The sequence below is a fragment of the Microbacterium rhizosphaerae genome (assembly GCF_034120055.1).
GTDB classification, from domain to species: Bacteria; Actinomycetota; Actinomycetes; order Actinomycetales; family Microbacteriaceae; genus Microbacterium; species Microbacterium rhizosphaerae.
The window spans coordinates 2905150-2926877 of record NZ_CP139368.1; the positions used below are offsets into that span (position 1 = coordinate 2905150).

19 protein-coding genes and 1 pseudogene are annotated in these 21728 nt (G+C 66.8%); 10 read left to right on the plus strand and 10 right to left on the minus strand.

Annotated elements, in window-relative coordinates; genetic code table 11:
* Positions 1–103: 103 nt before the first annotated feature.
* Positions 104–2173 (minus strand): PKD domain-containing protein, encoded by a 2070-nt coding sequence (locus SM116_RS13175; protein ID WP_320941433.1) that lies wholly within the window; start codon positions 2171–2173, stop codon positions 104–106.
* A gap of 88 nt (positions 2174–2261) precedes the next feature.
* Between SM116_RS13175 and SM116_RS13180 the strand changes: the two genes are divergently transcribed.
* Entirely contained in the window at positions 2262–3521 is a 1260-nt protein-coding gene (locus SM116_RS13180) for a PucR family transcriptional regulator (protein WP_320941434.1), read from the plus strand.
* 286 nt (positions 3522–3807) lie between these two features.
* Here the strand turns inward: SM116_RS13180 and SM116_RS13185 are convergent, their stop codons facing one another.
* Positions 3808–4197 (minus strand): PPOX class F420-dependent oxidoreductase, encoded by a 390-nt coding sequence (locus SM116_RS13185; RefSeq protein WP_320941435.1) that lies wholly within the window; start codon positions 4195–4197, stop codon positions 3808–3810.
* Between the two features lie 131 nt (positions 4198–4328).
* On the opposite strand from SM116_RS13185, the gene SM116_RS13190 reads away from it, so the two are divergent.
* Together SM116_RS13190 and SM116_RS13195 are read left to right on the plus strand one after the other, a co-directional pair.
* Entirely contained in the window at positions 4329–5078 is a 750-nt protein-coding gene (locus SM116_RS13190) for a hypothetical protein (protein WP_320941436.1), read from the plus strand.
* Positions 5078–5323, plus strand: a complete 246-nt coding sequence (locus tag SM116_RS13195; RefSeq protein WP_320941437.1) for a hypothetical protein — start codon at positions 5078–5080, stop codon at positions 5321–5323. Before SM116_RS13190 ends, SM116_RS13195 begins: the two co-directional genes overlap by 1 nt.
* 107 nt (positions 5324–5430) lie before the next feature.
* Here the strand turns inward: SM116_RS13195 and SM116_RS13200 are convergent, their stop codons facing one another.
* On the minus strand, positions 5431–7338 hold the full coding sequence (locus tag SM116_RS13200; protein ID WP_320941438.1) for a potassium transporter Kup: 1908 nt from the start codon (positions 7336–7338) through the stop codon (positions 5431–5433).
* Between the two features lie 333 nt (positions 7339–7671).
* Between SM116_RS13200 and SM116_RS13205 the strand changes: the two genes are divergently transcribed.
* Positions 7672–8604, plus strand: coding sequence for an alkaline phosphatase family protein (locus tag SM116_RS13205; RefSeq protein WP_320941439.1), 933 nt, complete (start codon positions 7672–7674; stop codon positions 8602–8604).
* A gap of 73 nt (positions 8605–8677) precedes the next feature.
* On the opposite strand, the gene SM116_RS13210 is transcribed toward SM116_RS13205, so the two are convergent.
* Both SM116_RS13210 and SM116_RS13215 read right to left on the minus strand, forming a co-directional pair.
* Positions 8678–10345 carry a serine hydrolase gene (locus tag SM116_RS13210; RefSeq protein WP_320941440.1) on the minus strand — a complete coding sequence of 556 codons (1668 nt, stop codon included), beginning with the start codon at positions 10343–10345 and terminating at the stop codon, positions 8678–8680.
* 82 nt (positions 10346–10427) lie between these two features.
* Complete coding sequence (locus tag SM116_RS13215) at positions 10428–11774, minus strand: cation:proton antiporter (RefSeq protein ID WP_320941441.1); 1347 nt, start codon at positions 11772–11774, stop codon at positions 10428–10430.
* Positions 11775–11977: 203 nt separating this feature from the next.
* Here SM116_RS13215 and SM116_RS13220 point away from each other — a divergent pair, with 203 nt between their 5' ends.
* Positions 11978–12748, plus strand: coding sequence for a DUF4386 family protein (locus tag SM116_RS13220; RefSeq protein ID WP_320941442.1), 771 nt, complete (start codon positions 11978–11980; stop codon positions 12746–12748).
* A 149-nt stretch (positions 12749–12897) separates the two neighbouring features.
* A complete protein-coding gene (locus SM116_RS13225) occupies positions 12898–14079 on the plus strand; it encodes an alkaline phosphatase family protein (protein ID WP_320941443.1) in 1182 nt (393 codons plus the stop codon).
* A 53-nt stretch (positions 14080–14132) separates the two neighbouring features.
* On the opposite strand, the gene SM116_RS13230 is transcribed toward SM116_RS13225, so the two are convergent.
* Positions 14133–14492, minus strand: a complete 360-nt coding sequence (locus SM116_RS13230) for a hypothetical protein (protein WP_320941444.1) — start codon at positions 14490–14492, stop codon at positions 14133–14135.
* Positions 14493–14565: 73 nt separating this feature from the next.
* Between SM116_RS13230 and SM116_RS13235 the strand changes: the two genes are divergently transcribed.
* A complete protein-coding gene (locus tag SM116_RS13235) occupies positions 14566–15573 on the plus strand; it encodes a TIGR00341 family protein (RefSeq protein ID WP_320941445.1) in 1008 nt (335 codons plus the stop codon).
* 223 nt (positions 15574–15796) lie between these two features.
* Here the strand turns inward: SM116_RS13235 and SM116_RS13240 are convergent, their stop codons facing one another.
* From SM116_RS13240 to SM116_RS13250, 3 genes and pseudogenes are all read right to left on the minus strand, one after another.
* On the minus strand, positions 15797–16519 hold the full coding sequence (locus SM116_RS13240) for a response regulator (protein ID WP_320941446.1): 723 nt from the start codon (positions 16517–16519) through the stop codon (positions 15797–15799).
* A 185-nt stretch (positions 16520–16704) separates the two neighbouring features.
* A protein-coding gene (locus SM116_RS13245; protein ID WP_320941447.1) for an IS3 family transposase occupies positions 16705–17897 on the minus strand; the annotation gives its coding sequence in 2 pieces (ribosomal slippage) (positions 16705–17610 and positions 17613–17897; 1191 coding nt in all).
* Between the two features lie 80 nt (positions 17898–17977).
* Positions 17978–19134, minus strand: a pseudogene (locus tag SM116_RS13250) (IS3 family transposase).
* 147 nt (positions 19135–19281) lie between these two features.
* Here SM116_RS13250 and SM116_RS18440 point away from each other — a divergent pair.
* The gene (locus tag SM116_RS18440; RefSeq protein ID WP_425563267.1) at positions 19282–19389 is read left to right on the plus strand and encodes a DUF6994 family protein; all 108 of its coding nucleotides are present in this window, start codon (positions 19282–19284) and stop codon (positions 19387–19389) included.
* 329 nt (positions 19390–19718) lie between these two features.
* A complete protein-coding gene (locus SM116_RS13255) occupies positions 19719–20087 on the plus strand; it encodes a hypothetical protein (RefSeq protein ID WP_320941448.1) in 369 nt (122 codons plus the stop codon).
* A gap of 512 nt (positions 20088–20599) precedes the next feature.
* Here the strand turns inward: SM116_RS13255 and SM116_RS13260 are convergent.
* Positions 20600–20935, minus strand: coding sequence for a hypothetical protein (locus SM116_RS13260; RefSeq protein WP_320941449.1), 336 nt, complete (start codon positions 20933–20935; stop codon positions 20600–20602).
* 266 nt (positions 20936–21201) lie between these two features.
* On the opposite strand from SM116_RS13260, the gene SM116_RS13265 reads away from it, so the two are divergent.
* A complete protein-coding gene (locus SM116_RS13265) occupies positions 21202–21648 on the plus strand; it encodes a helix-turn-helix domain-containing protein (RefSeq protein ID WP_320941450.1) in 447 nt (148 codons plus the stop codon).
* Positions 21649–21728 lie beyond the last annotated feature (80 nt).

Below are 21728 nucleotides of genomic sequence, written 5' to 3' on the forward strand. Positions count from 1 at the left end.
CCGGCGGGATGCGGATCCGAAGCGGCGCATCCCCGACGTGAGTCGCGAAGGCGGTGTCTCCCACCCGGCCACGCCGGGATGGGAGACACCGCCTCGATGCGGGTCAGTTGATGTGCACGTCTGTCGTCGCGGTGTTGCCCGCCCCGTCCGTGATCGTCACGGATCCGTCCATGTGCTTGTGCGGCATGGTGATGGTCGGCCCGTCGGCAGTCGTGCCATCCGCGAACGTCCAGTGCGCGGCCAGGACCTTCGTCTGCTGCCCGCCACGAGCGTGCGCAGTCAGGACGATCGTGTTCCCCCGCTCGGGGTCCTCGTCGACGGCCGCGGACAGGGGCCGGTCGATCTGCACCGATTGCGTCCAGGTGTAGGTGTGGTCGAGGTTGTCGGTGACGCTCGCGCGCACCTGGTAGATGCCCGGTCGCGCGAACGTGTGGGTGAAGCGCGCCGAGATGGGGTGGATCTCGGTCGTGCCGTCACCGAAGTCCCAGCTGATCGCGCCATCGCGCTGCGTTGCCGCAGTCGATCCGATGGACGTCGACGCGGAGCCGGACGCCTGCGCCTTCTTCGCCGTGCCGTAGAAGCTCACCGTCGGGTCATCGCTCTCGACCTGGTCGGGATAGAACTGGATCGTGGGCTGCGAGAACGCGTTCGGGTTGTCGATCTGCGCGTACGGCTGCTCAGCAGTCGGATGCAGACCCAGCAGCTCGCCGGCGGCGCGGACCGCGTCGACGTTGTCCTGCGCGAGCTGCGAGCCGACGTTGAACCTGGCGAAATCGCTCTGCGCGAGCTGAGCGGGCGGATAGACGCCCGGCCGCTGATCCCAGTAGTAGCCGAGCTGGTCGCCGCCGTGGTCGATGATGTGCGCGGCGCTGATGCCCGGTGACGCGGCAAACGACCGTTGGATCGCGGCCGTGACCTCAGGGAAGGCCTCGCCCGGGGCCGTGGCGTACACCTGATCGCCCACCCGGGCGACGGTCGCCGACGTGCCGATGCGGCCGGCGGCGGTGAAGTACGGCGCATCGAGTGAGCGGTTGACCGTGAAGATGCCACCGACCGCACGCCAGTCCCACGTGCCGCTGGTGCCGTTGCTCGCCGGCTCGCTGAGCGGGCCAGGGCAGCCGAGCGGCCCGTTCGCGTGGTTGCACGACATCGCGGCGAGCAGCCCTTGGTTCTCGGCTGCGGTCGAGAACGACTGGCTCGCGGCCGCCAGCGTGGTGTCAGTGATGCGATGCGCAGTGGTGAGCGCCCGAGTGACCGCGTTTGTGACGAAGCGTCCCTGCTCAGTGACCTCGGCGTAGTCGCCGGCCGCCCCGATCGTCTCCTGACGGCCGAGTGTACCCGCGGCGATCACTGCGGTGCCGCCGAACAGTTGGGCAAGGCGATCACGGACGTACCCGGGGTAGTCCGCGCTGAACTGGTTGTTGCCCGGGTCGCTGGGGTCGTACTCGTCGACGTGGACCGGAACGTCGGCGTACATGCCGATCGTCGCGCCGGTGCCGGGTTCGCGGGCCCACAGGATCGGCAGCTGGTCGTCGACGGCGAACCCGGCCATCTGATCGGTGCCCTGGACCTGGGAGAGCAGGCCGTGGATGGTGCCGGTCGCCGACCACAGCTCGGCCGCGCGCGCGTTCGCCTCCGCATCGAGGACGGCCTGGACCGCGGCCTCCTTGACGCGGTGCACGTATGTCGGGTCGGTGTGACCCCAGATGCCCATGATCGTCGGGGCTGCGTGGTCGTGCGTGGCCGACACGACGATGTTGGCGGCACTGACGTCGTACCCGCGCGTGGAGAGCGCAGCGGCGGCATCCTGGCGTGCGTCGTCGGCGCCGTCGCCGACGTTCGGCGCCTGATAGGCGGCGAACCACCCCTGCGAGTCCACCGACACGAACGTCACGGCCTGCGTGCCGTGGCCGACGAAGAACGCCCGCACCTGCAGCGGATCGTGAACACCCCCGGTGACGAGGTAGTTCGAGCTATAGCCGCCGTCGACCATCGGCTTGTCGGGCGAGATGTCGACGACCGCGGTGCCGACCTGGAAAAGGGCGGGATCGGCATGGGGCTTCTCGGATGGGGGCGCTGGCGCGGCATATGCCGACGACGCACCCGCGGCCGACAGCAACAGCACGCCGGCGGCGGCGACGAGCGCGGTGGCGCGAGCGAGATGACGATGCATGGTTGTTTCTCCTCAGTGGACATGTGCAGTGCGTCACGGCGTGCCTCGGGAACATCGCGCGCGCCTACGACGGGCCGCGGTGAGGGTCATGAAGCGCCGCGCAGCGCTGCGCGTCGGGATCCATGTCAGGCTCACATCCGACCAGCACGTTGGCGAGAGGACCCGTCTCAGAAATATTGTGATCCGTCACAATGGTGGGGTGGGGAAGATCAGCCAACCGCCTGCGGCTCTGACCGAGCGGATCGACCGCGACGATCTCGCCGAGGCCCTGCTCGACGCATTCCGTACCGAGATCCCCGGCTACTCGCGCCTGCCCGAGTCCGTCCTCCGCGGCCAGATCCTGGAGGTCATCCGCCAGAACCTCGACCTGTGCCTGGCTTGGGTCGCCGGCGGTGAAGAGCCTCAGACCGCGCACCTGGATGAGTTCGGCGCGTCCGCCAAGAACCGCGCGGCCGAAGCCATGCCGGTCGAAGACCTGCTGCGTGCTTACCGGATGGGAGCCACCGCAGTGTGGCGCGTCCTGGTCGCGGAGGCCGCGGCCGACGAGCGTGACGCGCTCCTGCGCGCCGCCGAGCTGGTGATGAGCTACCTCGATCGGGTCTCCGGCATCGTCGCCGCCGCGTACCTCGAGGAGCGCCAGCACCTGGTCTCGGAGCAAGAGCGCGAGTTGCGAGCGCTGCTGGACGCGCTGCTCGAAGGCGATGCCCTCGACACGAGTCACCACGAAGCCGCCGCCCGCCTGGGCCTATCGGTAAGCGGCAGATTCACAACGTTCGCGGCGACGATTTCGGGCGCGGGAACGCACGCACATGCCCGGGCCGCGGCCGGACTGCGAGCAGGCGGCGTGCTCGCACTGACCGAAGGGGATCGAGTCGTCGGGCTCTCATCGCCACGCCGCGATCCCACGATCGCTCTGCCGGCCGCTGCGGTGGCGGTTGTGGACGTCGAGGTCGCGCGCGAAGAACTCGCCGAGAGCCTCGCCAACATCCGGCTCGGTATCGACATCGCCGTGCGTGACAGCCGGACCGGGATCGTGCCGATCGGAGACTTGACCCTCGACCTGCTGCTCGCCCGCGCGCCGCGCCTGGCGGCCGACCTCCGCCGCCGCGTCACCGATCCGCTCGGCGCGAAACAGAGCGGTCCGAGCGGCGACCTGCGACGTACGGTCGCGACCTACGTCGAGCTGCATCGCGACCGCCAGCAGACCGCCAAGCGCCTGCACATCCACCCCAATACGCTCGATCACCGCCTGCGCCGTGCGCGGGAGCTGACCAAGCTCGACCTCGACGACCCGGAGGACCTCGCCACGATGGTCCTCGCTCTGCGCGGGGACCGGATGACATCGTGACGTCGTCGATGCTCATGAGGCATCGAGGCGACAGGACCGGCGACCCCTGCCGGGACACGGGCTGATGCATGCGCTGAAGCCGCCGACGTGGGGGCCATGGAGAGGCCCGCCGACGGTCACGAGTATCGCGGTTCACTTCCTGCGGCGGACGACCAGCACGATATACAGAGCCACGAAGACGGCGACCAGGGCTCCCACGGTGATTCCCACTGTTGGTTCTTCTCCTCAAGAAATCGCTGCGCCAGGGGCGGCAGCATCCCGATTCACGCGATGACGTCCCCGGACATCAGCGCTCGATGAGCAGCCCTGCACTCCCCATGATCCGGTGCGGCACCACGTGGATCGCCACCCGGTGCGGGTTCTCGCGCGGCTGGCGATAGCGCTCCGCGTACAGGGCGACCGCACGCGCGACGTCGGCGGGGTCGTCGTGGATCGAGGCCGCGCCCTGAAACGCGATCCATGTCGCACCCTCGACCTGACTGACGGTCGCGGTCGGATCGCGGCGCACGTTCAGCACCTTCTGCGACTGGCGCGACGCGATGATCCGCAGGATGCCGTCGTGGAAGGTGAACCCGACCGGCACCGCATGGATGCCACCCCATGGGGCGAGCGTCGACAGAGTCGCGAGATGACGCTCTGTCACGAACGCCCAGCCGCTCTCGGTCAACTCACGCACAGCACAAACGCTACCGTCGCGGGCGAGAGGCTTTACGGAACCCTGACATGTGGATGACATCAGCCGAACGGTCCCCGCCGACACTGATCTCGTGCACCGCATCCGCGGCGCCACGAGACCAGGAGAATCCCATGAATCGATCCCTGTGCACCGCCATCGTCTCCGTCGGAGCCGCGACGGCGATCGCGGTCGGCGGTGTCGCGCCGGCCTTCGCCGCCACCGGCGCACCCGCGCCCGCGGCGACGCATGCCGCGGCGTCCCTGAGCACCGTCCAGCAGCGCGGCGCGACGCTCATCGCCGAGCGGCTGGCGTCGCTCGGGACCGCGATCACCCGGGTGACCGCCGCGAAGGATGCCACCGCATCCGATCGCGCCAAGATCCTGGGCACGCTCACGTCCGACAAGAGCGCTCTCACTGCGCTCGCGGCGAAGATCCACGCCGACACGAGCATCGCGACCGCGCGTGCCGATGTGGCGTCGATCTTCACCACTTATCGGGTCTACGCGGTCGCTCTTCCCCAGTCGTACATCGCGATCGGGGCGGACCGCATCGGTGACACCGCCGTGCCCCGGCTGCAATCCGCGCACGATCGGCTGCAGGGACGCGGTGCCGACAAGGCGCAGCTCGCCGTGATGCAGAACGACATCGACACGGCCGCGCAGGATGTGAAGGGCCTGGACTCCGAGGCGCTCGCCGTCACTCCGGCGGCGTTCAACGCCGATCATTCGGTGATGTCGGCGCTGCGAGCGCGGCTGAAGGACGCTGTCGCGCACATCAAGGCGGCGGCGATGATCGGCAAGGAGCTCGTCGGCCAGAAGGCTCCGCACGCATCCGCTCCGATCACCCCGAGCCCGGATCCCAGCGCCACGGGAGTGTCCTGATGCGGCGTCGTGAGGCGGGGGTCGCTGCGGTGGTCGTCGGCCTGTCGCTGGCACTGGCGGGCTGCGGCTCCCCGCACCCCGCCGGCCCGAGCGGGTCGGCGAAGACCTCCGCATCGAGCCCTTCGCCCGGAGCCTCGACGGATGACGTGACGCAGGACCTCGACTCCGCGCTGTCGTCGGCGGGCAATGCGGACTCCGACGCGAACTCGGCCCAGCAGGCCGCGAACACCTCGGATAGCCCGTGACCTGAGCGCGGTCTGCACGCGTCGGCGTCGTTGCGCGCTCAGTCCTGAGGCGGCCGACGCAATCGCTTGACGTCGGTGCGCTGCTTCTTGGCCTTCCTGAGGGCTGGTCAGATCTCGACGTCGTTGCCCATCGTGACGGTGCGCAGGGCCGGGAGGCGGAAGCGGGCGGCAGGGTCGGCCGCGTTGTTGGCGAGGCCGATGAACAGTGACCTCCGCCACCGGGCCATTCCCTTCTCGCGTGCGCGCCGGATCGTCCCGCGCGAGATGAAGTAGGAGGCGCGGTTGAAGTCCGCTGCCTTCAGCGGGAGCACCCCTTCACGACAGGCGACGCGGAGCGCGCGCGGGATGTCCGGGTCGTCCGAGAAGCCGAAGCGGATGGTGAGGTGGTCGATGCCGTCGTCCGCGTCACCGAGATCGTCGTAGATGTAGGCGTCGGATGCGGGAACATGCGGCACGCGGGCGGTGGTCGTCGACACGATGATCACTCGTTCGTGCACGATGTGGTTGTGCTTGACGTTCGCACGCAGCGCGAGCGGAGTGCTTTCCTTGTTCTGATGGGGGAAGACCGCTATTCCCGGGACCCGCGGCACCTTCTGCAGGCGAACCTCCTCGATGAACGCGGCGAGCGATCCTTCCTTCTTCTTCCGATCTGCTTGCACGAGCTGACGTCCGCGTCGCCACGTGGTCATGATGGTGATGACAGCCGCCGCGATGAGCAGCGGCACCCACCCGCCGTTGATGATCTTGGAGAGGTTGCCGGCGAGGAATGTGAGTTCCAGACCGCCGAAGACGACACCCGCGGCGACGATCTTCCACGCTCGCCAGTGCCACAGCGGCCGGGCGACCAGCAGCAGCAGCAGCGTGTCTACGACGAGCGCTCCTGTCACGGATATGCCGTATGCCGTTGACAGCCGCTCGGATGAGCCGAAGGCGAGCATCACGGCCATGACGCCGATGAACAGCAATCCGTTGAGGGCCGGCAGATAGATCTGGCCGCCCTCCTTCTTCGACGTCTGACGGATCGTCAGCGGCGGCAGCACCCCGAGCGACACCGCCTGGCGCGACAGCGAGAAGGCTCCCGAGATGACGGCCTGACTCGCGATCACGGTCGCGACCGTGGCCAGAATCACGACGGGCAGGCGGCCCCACTCCGGGATCAGCAGGAAGAACGGATTGGCCTTGGCCGCGGGATCGTGAAGGATCAGCGCGGCCTGGCCGAGATAGTTGATCGTGAGCGCGGGGAATACGAGGAAGAACCAGGCGCGACGTATCGGCGTCGGGCCGAAGTGCCCCATGTCGGCGTAGAGCGCCTCCGCGCCCGTGATGACCAGGACGACGGCACCGAGCGCGATGAACGAGATCGACGGATGCGCCACCAAGAACACGACCGCGTAACTCGGCGAGAGACCGAGCAGAACGGAGGGATACCGGATCACCACGGCGAGTCCTGCCACGGCCATCACGACGAACCACAGCACCATCACGGGGCCGAACAGGCCGCCGACCTTGCCGGTTCCGAATCGTTGGAAGACGAACAGCCCGATCAGGATCACTGCGGCGATCGGAACGACGAGATGTGCGATCTGCGGGGTGGTGACATCCAGGCCCTCCACCGCCGAGAGGACGCTGATCGCCGGAGTGATGATCGAATCGCCGTAGAAGAGGGATACCCCGACGATGCCGATCACCAAGAGCGCGCCCGCCCGCCCCGCGCGCGTCGCATACAGCCGCTGAGCGAGCGCAGCCAGCGCCATCACTCCGCCTTCGCCGTCGTTGTCCGCACGCATGAGGATCGCGACGTACTTGATCGACACGACGATGGTGATGCTCCAGAACATCAGCGAGATGACGCCGAACACGTCCTCCTGATTCGCGCGGACGGCTCCGCCGTCGAGGAGGAACACCGTCTTGAGGGCATACAGCGGACTGGTGCCGATGTCGCCGAAGACGACGCCCAGGGCGGCGACCGCCGCCATCACGGCGATACGCGGCCCGCGGGCCGAGGCATGCGCCACGACCGGATTCCGCTGCGGCCCGGAATCCGCTCCCTCCGCTGAGGCCGACGTGGACTCGGTCATGTCACCCGGCGGCCCGAGCCGCGGAATCCTCGGCATCGCATTGGGCTCACGTTACCCTCTGTCGACGGTCATGGACCCGGACGGCACGCGCTTGGGATCCCACCGGGATGCGCGCGCCGCCGGCCGCATCCGGATTGCCCGCAGGCACGGGTCTCCACTGCATTCCCGAGGGCGGCCGCGGGACGACTCCACCGCCGGCATCCCGGCCGCGCCTTGATGCTGCGGAAGTCAACGATCCGTGCCTGGTCGCCAGGGGCCTACGCTTCGATCATGAAGTGGCGGACCGCAGGTGTCGGCTGCGGCCTGCTGATTGCGCTGGCGGTGACCGGGTGCACCGGGAATCAGGGCGGCCCGGTGACCCCGCCGCGACCGGGTGCTTCGCCGCTGGAGCAGACCGGCGGTCGGCCGGGCCAGGCGAAGCTCGAGCACATCGTGATCATCGTGGACGAGAACAAGCCGGCGACCTCGATCATCGGCAACCCGGATGCCCCGTACCTCAACAGCCTCGCGCAGACCTACGCATGGGCGGACCACTACTCCGCAGTCACGCATCCGAGCCTGCCCAATTATTTGGCGTTGACTAGCGGGACGACCGCCGGGATCAGATCGGACTGCGCGCCCGGCGGCTCGTGCCTGGTGACCGGCCCGAACCTCGCCCAGGCGATCGATCGCTCGGGACGAACCTGGAAGATGTACGCCGAGAGCATGACTGCGCCGTGCACCGCGGCGAATACGAACACGTACGCGGTCAAGCACAACCCCTTCCTCTACTTTCCGAGCGTCACGACAGACCGCGCCTACTGCTCGTCGCACGACGTGCCCTATGACCGCTTCGTGGCCGACCTCGCCGGCACGAAGACCTTGCCGGACTTCGCATTCATCAGCCCGAACCTGTGCAACGACATGCACGACTGCTCGATCCAGGCGGGCGACCGCTGGCTGCAGGCCAACATCCCCCGCATCCTGTCCTCGCCTGCATTCACGTCTCAGCGCTCGCTCCTGGTGGTGACATTCGATGAGGGCGACGCGGCCGACAACACGATTGCGTGCGTCTTCGCCGGACCGGCCGCGCGCTCGCACGCTCGGTCGTCCACACCCTTCACTCATTACTCGCTGCTTCGTACCATCGAGTCGGAATGGGGCATCGCCCCCTTGACCGCGGAAGACGCCGCGGCCACCCCGATGACTGCGCTCCTCAACTGAGGTCGGTCGCACCTCACGGGGTGCACCGTGGAGGGTAGAGCACGAGGACTGACACCGGCGGGCTCGCGACCCCTCAGCCCGTGCGGGTGAAGACCCCGAGTCCCGTCGGCGTGGAAACCTGCGGGTAGGAGTTGAAGTAGGTCAGGGTCACGCCGGTGACTTTCCCCGCGGTGCGGGTGAAGACGGCGGATGACAGCGACCCGGGTAGCGCGTTCTCCCCGTGCGGCGCGAACGACAGCGTGTCGCCGTTCCAGGGGTCGATCGCGAAGGTGTAGCCCCCGGTCGGCCCCATGGCCCCCTGGAGCTTCCCGTTCTTCTCGGTGATGGTGAGGGTGCCGAAGTACGGGCTCGAGTAGGTCCCGGTGTAGTCGGTCGTCGGCCCGGGAGCGGCGGCGGCTGCGGGCGGTTCTTGGCCCGCGAGGTCGCCCGACGGGGCGTTGTAGTTCGCGAAGAACCCGCTCATCGTGCCGACCCAGTCGCGCGTCGGAGCGCCGTACATGACGTTGTCGAGGAACTCCTGCGTCACCGCCTCCGGCACGCCGATGGGCGCTCCGTTCGTGAGGACGACGATGCCCAGATCGAGGTCGGGGACCATGGATGCCGCGGTCGCCGTCCCGAGCCCGAAGGCTCCCGAGTGGCTCAGCACGACGCGTCCGCCCGCCCCGGAGCCGACGTTGATCCCGAACCCGTAGTGGCCGGGACGCTGGTCCAGCGTCGTGTTGTGCGAGCTGACGATCTGCGCCGAGAACGCCTGGGTCAGCGGCGCGGGGTCGATGAACGGCTTGCCGGCGACCTTCCCGTTCGCGAGGACCATCGCCATCCACTTCGCGACGTCGCCCGCGGTCGACGCGATGCCCCCTGCCGGCGCCTCCGCGTCCGGGTCGCGATCGAACAGCGGCTCGAAGCTATCCTTGCCGATCCGCGCGTGCTGGACCGCCCGATCGGGGCTCGCGAGGAAGACCGCGTGCGACGAGGTCGTCGACGTCATCCCGAGGGGCCTGAACAGCAGGTCGTCGGCGGTCTGCTCCCACGATTCGCCGCGGGATGCTGCGACCGCCTCGGCCCCCGTCGTGAGGCCGAAATTCGAGTACTGGTATGTGATCCGGAACGGCGCGAGCGGAATGTCGTGCAGGTGGTCGAGGATGTACGCGCGGTCGTACCCGAGGTCCTCGAGGTCGTCGCCGCCGCCCGTCGGAATGCCCGTGCGGTGCGCGAAGTAATCGCCGATCTGGGCATTGTCCGTCACGTACGGGTCGTTCATCGTGAAGCCGGGCAAGAGATCGCGTACAGGAGTCGACCACGAGAGGCTCTTGTCCTCGGTCATCGCTTTCGCCGCGACGGTCGCCGAGATGGGTTTCGACAGCGAGGCGATCAGGAAGAGCGTCTTGTCGTCGACCTTCTGCCCCGTCCGCACGTCGCGCACGCCGAACGACCCCTGATAGATGGTCTTCCCCTTGGACACCACGGCGACCTGCGCGCCGGGCACGCCCGTGCGCTTGAGGGCGTCCTTCACCTCTCCGGGAAGCTTCTTCAGTGCGGCCTGGATCGCTCCGCCCTGCCCCGTGTACAGCGGGATGACGTCCTGGTTCGGCGCCTGTCCCGTGTCGACGGCGATGGTGGATGCCGCTTCGGCCGATGCCGCCGCGCATCCTGCCGTCGTCCCCAGCGTGAGTGCCGTCAGCGCGACAGCGACGGTCGCCCGCCGTGCGAGCACGCTCCGATTCATGTCCCCGATGCGCATAGCGATCCCCTTCCCCATCTCACGCTAAGGCGGGTGCGAATCCAGGGGCTAGGGACTCAGGTCCGGGTTTCGGGGTGGCGCTTCAGCCGGATGCACCGCCGTGATCTGTCTGATCGGGCGCGGAGAGGTGGCGTCGCGGACGGGACATGGTGGCCGGCACCGCTTCGGCCGCGGTCGGGTGTTCGGCGGTGTGCGCCTGGTACCAGCGGTGGTAGAGGGCGATCAGGGGAACCGATGTCAGGCCGTGCAGGATGACGCTGAGTGCCACGGTGACGATCACGGTGGTGAACACCACATCACCGTCGGGCACGCCGTGTTCGAATGCGAGGAGAGCGAAGACGAGGGATGCGAGTCCGCGTGGGCCGAACCATCCGATGAACGCGATCGTCGGGAGCCGCACGCTCTGGCCGATGAAGGCGATGGCGACAGGGATCATGCGCACCACCGTCAGGCTCAGCACGGCGTAGAGGATCACCTGCCATGTGATGTGCGGGCCGGCCAGTGTGAGCGCCAGCGCTCCGAAGCCGATCCAGGTCACGGCGGCGAACAGGCCGCCCGCCTCCTCGGTGAGCAGGGTGACGACGGTCCCTCGGGCGCGGGAGACGCGTCCGAACGCGAGGCCGCCGACGAACGCGGCGATGAAGCCGCTGCCGCCGAGCAGCAGTGCGAGCGTGTAGGCGAGCAGCGCCACCGCCAGGGGGATGACCTGCCGCCATTCGCGGCCGATCCAGCCACGGCGATCGGCGATGCGGAACAGCAGCCCGCCCACGATGCCGGCCACCAGCCCGCCGGCCAGTCCCCATCCGATCTGCACGACCATGTTCTGGACAACGGCCCAGCCGGGAAGCGTGTCCAGCTCGGCGTTGGCGACGTCGAGCGCGACGAGGAAGAAGGGAACGGCCAGTCCATCGTTCAGTCCGCTCTCCACATCGAGCGCCTGTCGGGTTCGAGCCGGGACGGCGCTGTCGGTGACGACCCTCTGCCCGAGCGCGGCATCCGTGGAGGCCAGCATGGTGGCGAGCAGAATCGTGGATGCGAGCGCCATGCCGGGGAAGACGAGCACCCCGGCTCCGACCCCGGCGAGCATGGTCAGGGGCAGGCCGATCAGCAGCAGCCGCGCCGGCCAGGACAGCTCGCGGCGCAGCGACTGCAGATCCAGTCGCGCGGCGTCGCTGAACAGCAGGAGGACGAGAGCGATCTCGGCCACGCGTTCGACGACCGGGGACTCCAGGGGCAGATCGAGCCAACCCAGAGCCGATGTGCCGATCACGAGCCCGGCGGCCGTGAGAAACAGCGCTGAGGTGACTCCGTGCCGGTCGAGCGGTCGCGAGAACACGCTCCAGAGAAGGATGAGCGCCAAGACCGCTGTCGCCGCCACCATGCGGACTCCGCTCTCGAGCAACCAGTCCGGACATCTTGCCAGGCCCATCGTACGGACGCTACGACGCGACGCGGAAGGATGCGTGGTGTGAGCATCCGCGGTTCCGCCGGTTTCCTGCATCCCGCGGACTGCCGGGTCGATGTTCACCCGGCTTTGAACTCGGGACCTTCGGCCTGGGGCTGACGTGATCGGCGGACTTGGATGGGTGCTCGTAGGCGACCAGCAGGCGCATCGGCGGATCGGGGGCATTCATGGATGTCGAAGCGCGGGAACGCGTCGAACCGTCCGACATCGTGGACGCGCAATGGCGGCCGCTGCTCCGAATCGGCGCCGTTGCGGCGGTGTTCGTCGTGATCATGATCCCGATCCAGGCGCTGGTGTTCATCCTCATCCCCCCGCCGCAGACCGTCGTCGAGTACTTCGACCTCTTCCAGCGCAGTCCGCTGCTCGGTCTGCTCGACCTCGACCTCCTCCTCACGATCGACTACTTGGCGATGATCCCGTTCTACCTCGCGCTGTTCGTGGTGGTCCGGCGGGTGTCGGCGACCTCCGCACTCATCGCGCTGGTCTTCGGCCTGTTCAGCGTGGCGCTGTTCCTGTTCTCGCGCGAAGCGACGTTCTCGATGTGGCTGCTGAGCAACCAGCACGCATCGACCGCTACGGCGGCGCAGCGGGCCGCGCTGGTGGCCTCCGGCCAGACGCTGCTCACGCTCTACAACGGCGGTTCGTTCGGTCTGAGCTACATCCTCGGCGCTGCCAGCACGCTGATCTTCTCCGTCGCGATGGTCCGATACCGCGTCTTCGGGCGTCTGCCCGGCATCGTCGGAATCATCACCGGAATCACCATGCTCGTTCCCGCGAACCTCGGCCAGATCGGTGTGCTGATCGCGATGCTCTCGCTGATCCCGACGCTGGTGTGGCTGATCCTGCTCAGTCGTGCGCTCTTGCGCACCGCCCGCGGGATCCCCGCGCCCGCTGGATCCACACCGCCGTCCACGCGGAAGGCAGCGCCTGTGCCCTGAGAGGCTCAGAGAACAACGGGAGCGACCGGCACCGAGGCAGTGAGACGTGGCATGGCCGCCGCGTGATGGAGCAGCGCAGTCCCCTTCTGCTGTTCCCCTCACCGTGGTTGCATTGCAACAGGTGACGTCGAACGACCGGGGGTACGGGAATGGCTGCGACGCGGCGGGTGATCGTGTTCCTCCAGGAGAACAAGACCCCGGACTTCTATTTCCCGACGATGTCGGCCTGGGGCGCGGCTGTCGCGAACTCGGGCAACCTGCTGACCGCGCCGCCGAACTTCGACCAGCCGCATGACCGCAACGCGTGGGTGCATTACGCGATGGGTGACTATCCGGCCGAGCGGCTGCAGCTCGACAACGACACCGTCATCCCCTTCTACAGCTGGCTGGCCAAGCAGTTCGTGTTCAGCGATCACCACTTCGGCGCGGGCTCCAATTCCACGCCCGGCCACATGCTGGCCGTCGGCGGGCAGATGCCGACGTTGAAGAACCCGCCGTTCGTGGGTCCGCATCCGGTGTGGAATCTGCCGTCGATCTTCAGCCTCGCGGAGTCGGCGAAGGTCTCGTGGGCGGCGTTCCCGGATCAATCCGGTTACCCGACGAAGTTCTACACGTCGCTGACCTCCGCCCCCGGCAACAGCAACGTGTTTCGGCCGGCGGAGTTCATCCCGATGGCCAAGGGCGGCACGCTGCCGGAGATCTGTTACGTCTGGTCGCCGGCGGGCTACGACGAGCATCCGCCGGCGGTGAGCACGCCGGACTACATCAGCAAGGGTCAGGGACTGGTCTGGGATCGGGTGCAGGCCGTGATCGACGGCGGCGGTTGGGAGGAGACGGTCTTCATCCTCACGTGGGACGACTGGGGCGGCTACGCCGACTCCGTCCCGACGCCCGATATCGAAACGGCTCCGGATGCTCTGCACCCGAACGGGTTCCAGGTCATCGGGGGTTCCCGCATCCCGCTGATCATGTTCGGCGGCAACGTCGTGCAGCGGATAGACCCGGAATGGCATTCGCACGCATCCATACCGAAGACGATCATGGATCTGCTCGGACTTCCCCCGATGGGCGTGCCGCGCGTGGATGACGCTCCCTCGCTCGCCCACATGGTCGACCCCGCACTGACCCGCCCCGAGCCGCCCGTTCCGGGATCTGCCGTGGTCCAGCCCACGCCGCCGACACCCACGCCGACACCGGTCGCCCCGCAGCCGTGGCCCGGACCACTCCACACCCCGCTGCCCGAGCTCATCACCCTCGACGGAACACCGCTCCCGGCCCCGACCGACGGCGTCGTCCGCAAGACCCCGCCGAAGCCGCCCAAATCGGCCTAACGCCGGGGGTCTGGGTCGTGGACGTGTCGTTCACGCATCCACTGGCCGGGCAGCTACTCCTCGTTCGCTCGTTCCTCTATCCAGTCGACCGCGTCGTCGCTGAGGTAGCGGGCTTCAGCGTCCTCCTCCTCCTCGTCCTCGAGATCGTCCGCATCGTCGTCGGGATCGGTTCCGAGTCCACTCACGTCGGTTGCCGGAGTGTGCGCCCAGACATCCTCCCCATCAACCGCGTCGATGAGTTCATCGATTTCCGCCGCGATGTCAGCGGGAATCGCGTCGCCGTTGTTGGCGACCAACCAGTCCCGGGTCGCCGGAGCCAGCTGCTGCCAGATCTCTTCCATCGCCATGGCCGAAGTCTCGCACTCCGGGCCATGACCGTCCACCGGCGGGAACGAACCGACGGAGTCCGGCATGTGAACTGCTCGAGTCGCGATCGGACCGCGCGCGCGGCCCGGATCCGGGGCAACCGTCCGGGATGATGTGCGCATGGCGACTCTCTCCGAGATGCTGCACACTCTGATCCCGCCGACGCAACGTCAAACCGTCGATGAGGTGACGGAGGCGCTGGATCTCGGCTCGGGCGACCGGGTCGGCAAACGCAGCGGCTTCCTCATCATGCTCACGCTCGCGGGGATCATCGCCATCGCCGGGGTGATCACCGACTCGACGGCGACGGTGATCGGCGCCATGATCATCGCGCCGCTGGGCACGCCCATCCTCGCGATCGGGCTCGGCATCGTGACCGGACGGCTCAGTCTCGTCGTGCGCTCGATCCTGTGGGTGCTGGCCGGGCTGGTCATCGTCATCGTGCTGGGCCTGGGGTTCTCGGTCTTCGTGGCGACGCCGGAGAGTCTCGCGACGAACTCGCAGGTGGTGGGTCGCACGTCGCCGAGCTTCATGGACCTCGTCGCGGCCCTGGCGACCGGGTTCGCGGGCGGATTCGCCATGTGCCGCAAGGACTTGAGCGCCGTGCTCCCGGGCGTCGCGATCGCGATCTCGCTGGTTCCTCCTCTCGGCGTCGTGGGCGTGTGCGCAGGGCAGGGATTATGGACGGATGCGCTGGGGGCGCTGTGGCTCTTCTTTTCCAACGTGATCGCGCTCATCATTGCGGGCAGCATCGTCTTCACACTCGCCGGATACGCCCGCGATCCCGGCTCGTCGCCCGTGGCGAACCGTCGCCGCGCCTACGTGATCGTCGGAGTGCTCGCCGTGATCATCACCATCCCGCTCGCTGCGAACTCGATCGTCTCCGTCGCCCTTGCGCGCTGGTCAGTATCGATCCAGGATGCGACGGCCACGTGGCTCTCCAGCGAGCAGGGGGCGCGCGTGTACGGGGTCGAGTGGTCGGGCCGTACCGCCACCGTCGAGATCACCACGAGCGACGGTTCGACCCCGCCGATCGCCGAACTGCAGAAGTCGATCGCTGCAGCCGTACCGTCCTTCGTCGGGGTGGTCGTCGACGTCGGACAGGGCCAGGAGGTCACCATCCAATAGCGGCAGGCGAACGGCAAGACCGGCGCTTGACCCCGACTCGTCGATGCGCGGTGACATTGTCCACCGCAAGTTCAGCGCTGTTCCTCCAAGTTGCAGCTTCGCACTTGGGACCGCGACGCTTTCGCTGCTCCCGACGTTTGAGGCAGAACGCATGCAAGCAGGGCAGTCACGCGCGTGGGTAGCCGCCGGCGCGGGTGGCGCGAAATAAGAGCGGCGCCCGCGGCTAACGCGCAACCAGTGCCGACGTCACCATGCTGATGAGTTCTGCCGCGCGGTTGGTCGACCCCTGCGCCCCTCGCTTGCGGGCCTCGATGACGTGTTCAGGGAGGCTGGAGCCGGCGTAGATGAAGAACGGCGTATCCATGTGGTCCGCGCGCACGTCGGCGAGGAGGTCATAGCCGGCGCGTGTGTTATAGCCATCACGCTCCGCACGACCCATATCCGAGATGATCGCGTCGAATTCGTTGGTCTTGAGGAGCTCCTTCGCCTGATCAGTGGAAGTTACCTGCACCACCACGGCACCGAGCTGGTGAAGCGCATCCACCACATACCTGTTGTTACTCGGGACGTCGTCCACCCAGAGAACGCTCGACCCGGCGATCTTCGCGGCCGCCTCGTCGTTAGGAATCGCCTCGGTCAGCACCCGACGGGCCTGATCGGTAGTCACGGGTCCGCCCGCGGCTCCCGGTTGTTCGCTTGCTGTCGCCACCAACTTCGACGCCGAGTCGATCCGTCCGCTGAAGGATAGCCCTGCGAACGAGACACTTGCCTCGCCTCCACCGCCCGCCGCGATTCGCTCTTGCACTCCGTGCGCGATCGGTTCAATGAGTCGTGCCAGCGGTTTTCGGAATCGAAGGATCAGAAACAGGAACACCAGCGGCCATATAAGCGCGGTGAGAAGCGAAATAACGCTTGAGATCACCGCTGCGATCGAGGCATCCGACACGCCACGATTGTATTTGCCCGTTACTGGATACGCCGTGCAATCTGCGCCCTGCTGCGGAGGAGGCACCGCAGCCCGACAGCCTTTTGCCATCCGAGGCAGTGGTTGCAAAATCTGCAACAACTCCCATGCGCTCCGACTCACCATCGGCGAAGGGGACTGCTGCACGGATAGGTGACAGTTTGTAGTCACGCCGCCAGTGCGACGGTCGTGTTCATGATGGTCTCGAATTCGATGGGCGTCAAACGGCCCAGGCGGGCCTGACGGCGTCGGCGGTGGTAGGTCCTCTCGATCCAGGTAACCATCGCGATCCGCAGCTGCTCGCGGGTGGTCCAGGCTCGGCGGTCGAGGACGTTCTTCTGCAGCAGCGCGAACCAGCTCTCCATGGCTGCGTTGTCCCCGCTCGACCCCACTCTTCCCATGCTCCCGACCATCCGGTGACGGGCCAGAGCCCGGAGCATCTTCCGACTGCGGAATTGACTGCCTCGATCGCTGTGAACGATGCAGCCGGCGACGTCACCGCGCATGGCGACGGCGTTCTCGAGGGCCTGGACAGCCAGCCGCGACTTCATCCTCGAGTCGATCGAGTACCCGACGATGCGGCCGGAGAACACGTCTTTGATCGCGCAGAGGTAGAGCTTGCCCTCCGCAGTCTTGTGCTCCGTGATGTCCGTCAACCAGAGCTCGTTCGGCGCGCTCGCGGTGAACACGTGCCGCACACGGCCGTCCTCGTCGATCACGGCGCAGAGGTCGTCGTGCACGGGCGGGCCGGGCCGACGCTGCTTGCCGCGCTTGGGCTTCCCGAACACGCTGAACCAACCGTTGCTCGACGCGATCCGCCACGCCGTTCGGTCCGACATCGCTTCGCCGTTGTCGCGGGCCTCGTCGGCGAGCAGCCGGTGCCCGAACTCCGGGTCATCCTTGTGTGCGTCGAACAACGCATTCGCGCGATACGCCTCCACCACCTCGCTCGCAGTGATGGGGTCTGCCAGCCACCGGTAGTAGGGCTGACGAGAGAGCTTGAGCACCCGACACGTCACCGTCACAGGGATCCCTGCGGCGGCGAGCTCCGTCACGAGCGGGTAGAACCTTTTCCCGGCAGGTTCGCCTGCGACAGATACGCCGCCGCACGTCGGAGGACCTCGTTCTCCTGCTCGAGCAGCCGGTTCCGTTTCTTCAACTCGCGGATCTCGGCCGCCTCGGTCCGGGTCTGGCCGGGCTTGGTCCCCTCTTCGATGTCGGAACGACGCAGCCACTTCTGCAACGTCATCGGGTGGACGCCGAAGTCTTTCGCGATCTGCTCGATCGTCACTCCGGGCTCGCGGTTCCTCGCGACGCGCACGACATCGTCACGGAACTCGCTCGGGTAGGGTCTGGGCACAGCAACATCCTTCCAGGCCGCCCTCCCGGGCAAGCCAGATCAGATGACCTGCCCCACCTGATGGGTTCCAGTCACGGTCGCTAACTGGCAGCGCGGATGGTGTTGTCGTTGAGTCTTTCGTATTCGGTCGGGGTGCGGTAGCCGAGAGCAGAGTGGCGGCGCTGTCGGTTGTGAAAGATCTCGATGTACTCGAAGATCGCGTTCGCCAGTTCGACCCGGGTCTTCCACTTCTTCCGGTTGAGCAGCTCGATCTGCATGGACGACCAGAAGCTTTCCATCATGGCGTTGTCGAGCCCATCGCCGACGGTTCCAAACGAGGGCAGTAGCCCCGCGGAGCGGATCTTGTCCCCGAAGACCCAGGAGGTGAACTGCGTGCCGTGGTCGGCGTGCACAACGGCCCCGGGCTCGGGCCGGCGGTTGCGGATCGCCATGTCGAGCGCGTTGACAACGAGTGTGGCGTCCTGCTTCGAGTCGATCGACCAACCCACGATCCGGCGGCTGTAAGCGTCGAGGACAGCGGCACAGTAGACCCAGCCTTCTCGCGTTCGATGTTGCGTGATGTCCGTGACCCAGAGCTCGTTCGGACGGGCACGGTGGAACTTCCGGTTCACGAGGTCGTCAGCGGTGACCACTCCGCGCAGCCGTTTCGATCGGACCGGCCCAGGAAGCCCGTAGATTCCGGCCAGGCGCATCAGTTTGTACACGGTGCGCTCGCACACGGTCACGTCCATGGCCATCGTCAGTTCGGCGTGCACCCGTCGGTATCCGTAGGTGCCGCGGGAGGCGACGTGCACTTCGCGGATCAGCCCGGTCAGCCATTGCCGCCGCAGCTCGGACTGCGTCATCGGTCGACGCTTGTGCTTGTAGTAGTTCTGCCTGGCGATCCCGAGGACCTGGCAGCACCGGTCGATGGGAACCCCGGCGTCGGCGAGACGGTCGATCACCGGGTAGAACCTTTTGGGCGGGGACGCTCCTCATCGAGGAACTTCGCCGCTTGACGCACGATCGCCAGCTCCGTCTCAAGCTCGCGAATGCGCCGCTTGGCGGCACGCAGCTCCGCGGACTCTGACGTCGGAACGCCGGGCCTTCGCGCGTTGTCGATATCGTCCTGACGGATCCACTTCGACAACGTGACGGGGTGGATACCCAGCTCGACAGCGGTCTGCTTGGCCTGCTTCCCCGCACGTACCAGCGCGACAGCACGGGCACGGAACTCGGGCGGATAAGGACGGGGCATGAGGATGAGCCTCTCGGATCAGGCCGCTAGTTAGCCATCGAAACTGGAACCCAATCCGTGGGGCAGGTCAAGATGTCACCTATCCGTGCAGCAGTCCCCGCTTCGACGTGAATCTCGAGTGCCTCCGACGGCATTACGACGGGAGCAGTGGGCAGCCCGCTTGCCGATGTACCCGACGACTTGCATGACTTCTTCGCGTTGTTCGGCAGCTTCGACGGCTACGCCAGCCACGTCCTGCTTCAGGACCTCATATAACCTGATCGGCCGGTGCGGCCTCTCCTGCCGTTTGACGACTTCGAAGATGACCCCCTGATGGCTCGAAGCGTCGGCGAGTTTCGCGAAAACATTTCGCGATCGATGGACTTCATGAGGATGCCCAACGCACGAATCGACCGCTGGACTCGCGTGGACACACGGTTCCACCGATCACGGAGCTCTGCCGAGCCTTGCCCGTTGGGACTGGTTGCGGTGGATTGGTCCATCGCACCCGGGAGTTCCGCGGACCAACCGATTAGCCAGCCATGATGAGCGTTTCCAGCGCACGCGGAAGGCCGCTCCGTAAACTTGGGACGGAGGACAGAGACATGGCCGAGGCACCGATGACCCAGAACCCGTATGCGTTCGAGGAGTGGCTGGAAGAGAATGGCGTGGACCGCTGGTCCGATGTCCCGTGGGGCGAGCAACTGTCCGACCACTACCAGCGCGAGCAGGCTCGCCGGAACGCAGAGTCCGCGAAGATCCACGCCGGTGAGAACCCGGTGCTGCACATGGTCCACGTCGATTGCCAGCCCGACGCTGAATGGCTAACGACCCACTGCGGCATTGCAGTCGAGCGCCACGCTCAGCGCACCGACCCCGAGATCGCCACCGTCGAGAAGCCGCTTTGCCCCGAGTGCACCGCCGTCCTGCGCGCCTCGACCGTCTGCCATCTTTGCGGAACAGACCTCGCGTAATGGCCGGTAACTAAGTTCCCGGAGATAACCAGCGAGGAACTGTTGACGCTCGACGTGCTGGCCTCCAGCGGAGCACCCTGGGCCGAGGTTTGGAGCGGCTGGGAAGGGCCAGCAAGGGAGGGCGACCCCTACCAGGGGTGGGCGTACTTTCGTGAGTTCTAGGGCAAACACGTCCCGCCGTAACCCGCGAACGGTAATCGAAGCCTACGCGTTCAGGTCGAACTCGCCACTGATGCCGTGCAGACCGCTCACAAGCGCTCGTCGGCTGGCGCGAGCGCGTCGGCCACGCCTCACGTTCGACAAGCCGACAAACGTTTCGGTGATCGACAGGGATTGGGATACAACAGACCTTCGTATGCGGGGCCGACCAGGCCCGTGGAACCGTAACCGGGCATCGCCAGCTGGAGGCACCCGGCGTACTGCTCCGGGTCCGGTTGTTGGCTATGGCTCAACGTTCGGCGAACATCCAGTGCACGATGGCTTTCAATCCATAGCCTCACGGACCCAGCTGTTCAGTCCCGGTCGGTGGCCGCCACGTGAAGCAGCTCGTCATCGAGAATCACGTCGATCGCTGCACGGTCGAACTGGTCCGACGTGCGCGCTCCAGCCATGAAACCGGTCTCGCCGCCGTTGAGACCCCACGTTGCGACAGTCTCCGCCCGATTCTGCAGATGCGCCCTTGCGTCCCGGCCCCAGACCACGAAGCTGCTGCCGTACACGCCCCATTCGCCGACGGCTCGGTGCTCAGCTACCAAGTCATCGATCCAGTTGAGCCCGGAGATGCCTGATTGAAACTCAGCGATCGTCACCGTCTCGCCGAGGTCCACTTCAGTTGCTGTGTTCGGCAACGTCTCAGCCGTGGTCGGAGTCCTAGCCCGACTCACCGCCACATACCACCCAAGCGCCATGTCCATCTCTCCCTTCCACCAGGACGATATCCGCCACCCGCACAAGATCTTCTGTCGAAGAAGTGCCACCCGTCAGCGCCGCCGCTCGCCTCCGTCCCAGCACTTCCGTGCGCTCGGTGCCGCTCGCGGCGATGACCTAAGAAGCAGCGGTAAGAACGGAATCGGCGCCAATTGCAGTACAAAATCTCTTCTGAGAGCATAGACCTATGGTCAAAGGCACCGAACATCGGCGATCCGGCGCATCGACGCCATCGCCTCGTACCGGCGACCTCGACCTCGGCCGCAGGATCGCCGCGCGGCGAGAGGACCTCGGGATGAGCCGCAAGGACCTCGCCTCGGCAACTGAGCTGTCTTACCCCTACATCGCTCAGATCGAAACCGGGTACCGGCTTCCATCGTCAAAGCATCAACCGATGTTCGCCAGAGTGCTGGGCATGTCTCTCGACGAGCTTTTCGGCACGGTCGAATCGGCTCCGCCGCTACGCGCCGAGCACCCAATCACGGGAGCACCCCGGCCGTCACGAGAAGAAGCCATCGAGCGCGCGGTCCGCGAGCTCGAAACGCTTCCCGCATCCGTACGGCTTGAAGCGCTTGCTCAAGTCCAGATGAAGGTCATGGCGGGCATCGTGGAGGATCGCAGCCGAACACGCTGAGCAAAGAGCGCTCCACAATTCGCGCCGACTCCGATGAATTCTGGACCGCGGATTCGTTTGCCCGCCGGTCAGCCTCAGCT